Consider the following 4,570-nt stretch of genomic DNA (forward strand, 5'->3'; position numbering starts at 1 on the left):
GCCCTCGACCCACTCACCGGTGACGGTCGACAGGAACGGAACCGCCGCGTCCCGGGGTGCGATCGGGGCGAGCAGCGTGTCGAGCTCCTCGCGCAGCAACTCCACCTGCGCGGAGTGCGAGGCGTAGTCCACCGCGATCCGCTTCGCACGGACCCCGTCCGCCTCACAAGCCGCCAGGAACTCCTCCAGCGCCTGGACCTCGCCCGAGACCACCACAGACGACGGCCCGTTCACGGCGGCGACGGAGATCCGCTCCTCACCCCACGGGGCGATCCGCTCACGCACCTCGGCAGCGGCCAGCGGCACGGACACCATCCCGCCCAGCCCCGCCAGCACCCGGCCGATCGCCTGCGACCGCAAGGCCACCACACGCGCCGCATCCTCCAACGACAAGATCCCCGCCACACACGCCGCAGCGATCTCACCCTGCGAATGCCCGATCACCGCACCCGGCCGGACACCCGCCGCACCCCACACCTCGGCCAGCGACACCATCACCGCGAACAACGCCGGCTGCACCACATCCACCCGGTCGAGAGAGGGCGCACCGTCGGCGGCCCGGAGCACATCCACCAACGACCAGTCGGTGAAGGGCTCCAGCGCCTTCGCACACTCTTCCACCCGGGTTGCAAACACGGGTGAAGCGTCCAACAGCGCTTCCGCCATTCCCACCCATTGCGACCCCTGTCCGGGGAACACGAACGCGGTCTTCCCCCCGATGACCGCCCCCTGGACGAACAGGGGTGCGGTGCCTCCGGCGGCCAGGGCGGCGAGCCCCGCGAGGTGTTCCTCCCGGTTCCCGCCGATCACCACGGCGCGCCGGTCATGGGCCGTGCGGGTGGTGGCCAGCGAGTGGCCGATATCGCTGCTTTGCAGGTCAGGGCGGGTGGCGAGGTGGTTCAGCAGGCGGTCCGCCTGGGCGTGGAGCGCCTTCTCGGTCTTGGCCGTGAGCGGCCAGGGCAGCGGGGCCCGGTGCTCGGAGCCGTTCTCCTGCGGGGTCGGGGCGGCGAGTAGGGGGTGGGGTGCCGGCGGTACGGGTGCCCCCTGCGCGCCGGGGTCCTCGAACCCCTGCTCGGCCGGGGCCCGCTCGATGATGACATGGGCGTTCGTACCGCTGAACCCGAACGAGGAAACACCCGCGCGCCAGGGCCGGTCACCGGTCTCGGGCCAGGCCCGCTGCTCGGTCAGCAGGGCGACCTCGCCCGCGCTCCAGTCGACGTGCGGGGTCGGCTCGGCGATGTGGATGCTCTGCGGCAGTAGGCCGTGCCGCATGGACAGGACGACCTTCATCACGCCGGCGACGCCGGCGGCGGCCTGCGCGTGGCCGATGTTGGATTTGATCGAGCCGAGCAGCAGCGGGCGGCCCTCGGGCCGGTCCTGGCCGTAGGTGGCCAGCAGGGCCTGCGCCTCGATCGGGTCGCCGAGGGTGGTGCCCGTGCCGTGGGCCTCCACGACGTCGACCTCGGCGGGGGTCAGCCGGGCGTTGGCGAGGGCCTGGCGGATGACGCGCTGCTGGGAGGGGCCGTTGGGGGCGGTCAGGCCGTTGGAGGCGCCGTCCTGGTTGATGGCCGTACCGCGGATGACGGCGAGGACCGGGTGGCCGTTGCGCCGTGCGTCCGACAGGCGCTCGACGAGCAGCATGCCGACGCCCTCGGCCGGGCTGAAGCCGTCGGCGTCGGAGGAGAAGGCCTTGCAGCGGCCGTCGGTGGACAGGCCGCGCTGGCGGCTGAACTCGATGAAGGTGCCGGGCGTGGACATGACCGTCACCCCGCCGGCCAGGGCCAGGGAGCACTCCCCCGACCGCAGCGCCTGCACCGCGAGATGGAGGGCGACGAGGGAGGCCGAGCAGGCGGTGTCGACGGTGACCGCCGGGCCCTCCAGGCCGAAGGTGTAGGAGAGCCGGCCCGAGACGACGCTGCCCGCGCTGCCGGTGGCCAGGTGCCCTTCGAGGCCCTCGGTGGCGGCGCCCCTCACGAGGTGGGAGTAGTCGGAGCCGTTGGTGCCGACGAACACGCCGGACTGGCTGCCGCGCAGGGTCTGCGGATCGATGCCGGCCCGCTCGAACGTCTCCCAGGAGGTCTCCAGCAGGAGCCGCTGCTGCGGGTCCATGGCGAGGGCCTCGCGCGGGGAGATACCGAAGAACGCCGGGTCGAAGGAGGCCGCGTCGGCGAGGAAGCCGCCCTCGCGGGTGTAGGAGGTGCCGTGGGCGTCGGGGTCGGGGTTGTAGAGCGCCTCGACGTCCCAGCCCCGGTCGGCGGGGAACTGGGAGAGCGCGTCGCCGCCGCGGACCAGCAGCTGCCAGAGCTCCTCGGGGCTGCGCACCCCGCCGGGGAAGCGGCAGCTCATCGCGACGAGGGCGATCGGCTCGGCGTCGCCCCCGGGGGCGATACCGGCGGCGACCGGCGCGGGCGTGGTGCCGCCCGCCGCGCCCTGACCGGCGAGTTCGGTCCGCAGGTGGCGGGCGAGCACGGTGGGGGTCGGATAGTCGAAGACGAGGGTGGGCGGCAGCTTGAGGCCGGCGGCGGCGTTGAGCCGGTTGCGCAGCTCGACGGAGGTGAGGGAGTCGAAGCCCAGCTCCTTGAATGCCCGGCCGGCCTCCACCGCGTCGGGGCCGGCGTAGCCGAGGACGGCGGCGACGGCGGTGCGGACCAGGTCCAGCAGCAGCCGTTCCTGTTCGGCCTCGGGCTGACCGGTGAGCTGCCGGACGAGGACGGCCGCGTCGCCGGTGTCCTCGGCGGTGTCGCCGCGGCCGGTCTCCAGGGCCTGGCGCGCCTCGGGCAGGTCGTGCAGCAGCGGGCGGGCGCGACCGGCGGTGAAGGCGAGGACGAAGCGCTTCCAGTCCATGTCCGCGACGGTCAGGGTGGTCTCGTCGCGGTCGAGGGCGTGCCGCAGGGCACTGACGGCGCGTTCGGGGTCCATCTCGATGACGCCGTGGCGGCGCATCCGGTCCCCCACGGCGCCTTCGGCCATGCCCCCGTCGCCCCAGGGTCCCCAGGCGAGGGAGGTGGCGGGCAGGCCCTCGGCGCGGCGGTACTCGGCGAACGCGTCGAGGAAGGCGTTGCCCGGCGCGTAGTTGCCCTGGCCGGGGGCGCCGAAGGTGGCGGCGAAGGAGGAGAAGAGGACGAACGCCGACAGGTCCAGCTCGCGGGTCAGCTCGTGCAGGTGCAGGGTCGCGTCGACCTTGACCCGCAGGACCCGCTCGATCTGCTCGGGGGTGAGCGTCTCGATGACCCCGTCGTCGAGGACGGCGGCGGTGTGGACGACGGCGGTCAGGGGCCGGTCGGCCGGGACGGCGGCGATCAGCGCGGCGAGCGCCTCGCGGTCGCTGACGTCACAGGCGGCCAGGGTGACCCCGGCCCCGAGCGCGGTCAGCTCCTCGCGCAGCTCGGCCGCGCCCGGCGCCGCCTCCCCGCGCCGGCTCGTCAGCACCAGGTGCTCGGCACCGTTCGCCGCGAGCCAGCGCGCCACATGCGCACCGAGGGCACCCGTACCGCCGGTCACCAGCGTGGTCCCGGCCGGACGCCACTCCCGCACCACCGGAGTCTCGGACAGCCGCGCCCGCACCAGACGACGCACGAACAACCCCGAGGACCGCACCGCGACCTGATCCTCGGCCCCATCCCCGGCCAGCACCCCCACCAGCCGCTCCAGCACGCGGGCATCGGCCTCGGCGGGCAGGTCGACCAAACCGCCCCACCGCTCGCCGTGTTCCAGGGCCGTCACCCGACCGAGGCCCCAGACCGGGGCCTGTGCGGGATCGGTCCGCCGGTCGGAGCGGGTCACGGAGACGGCCGCCCGGGTGACGCACCACAGCGGGGCGGTCACCTCGGCGTCACCGAGGGCCTGGACGAGGGACAGGGTGGCGATCACTCCGGCGGGCGCGGCCGCGCCGATCGGCTCCGCGTCGCTCCCGGCGGGGGTCAGCAGCGAGAGCACGCCCGCCACGGCGGGACCGTCGGCGAGCGCCTCCCGGATCAGCCCGGCCAGCTCGGCCCGGGCGTCGTGGGTGCCGGGGACGGCGATCTGCCGGACGTCGGCGCCGTGTTCGGCGAGGGCGTGCAGGACGGCGGCGGCCTGCTCTGCGTCGGCAGGCGCCTGCGGGACCGCGACCAGCCAGGTTCCGTCGAGGCGGGTGGCGGCGGGCTCGGGAGCGGGCTTCCAGGTGATCCGGTAGCGCCAGCCGTCGACCGTGGAGCGCTCCTGGCTCTGGCGCCGCCAGGAGGACAGCGCGGGCAGGAGGGCGGCGAGCGACTCGTCCGCGTCGATGTCCAGCTCCGCCGTGAGGGCGGCGACATCGTGGCGCTCGACGGCCTCCCAGAAGCGGGCGTCGACCGCATCGAAGGGGTGCGCGGCGGTGTCGGTGTCCTCGACGGTGCCGCTCTCCAGCCAGAAGTGATCCTGCTGGAAGGCGTAGGTGGGCAGGTCGACGTGTTGTGCGCCGGTTCCGGCGAACACGGCATCCCAGTCCACGACCACACCGCGTACGTAGGCCTCGCCCAGGGAGAGCCAGAACCTCTCCAGACCGCCCTCATTACGGCGCAGGGAGCCCAGGACAGCGGCCTCGCGGCCC

1 protein-coding gene is annotated in these 4,570 nt (G+C 74.3%); it reads right to left on the reverse strand.

All coding sequences use genetic code 11. The features are described from left to right. A partial coding sequence (locus ACEPPI_RS39880; RefSeq protein WP_373920145.1) for an SDR family NAD(P)-dependent oxidoreductase occupies positions 1 to 4,570 on the reverse strand: 4,570 nt, incomplete at both ends.

The sequence above is a fragment of the Streptomyces sp. AB3(2024) genome (assembly GCF_041862025.1).
GTDB lineage: Bacteria > Actinomycetota > Actinomycetes > Streptomycetales > Streptomycetaceae > Streptomyces.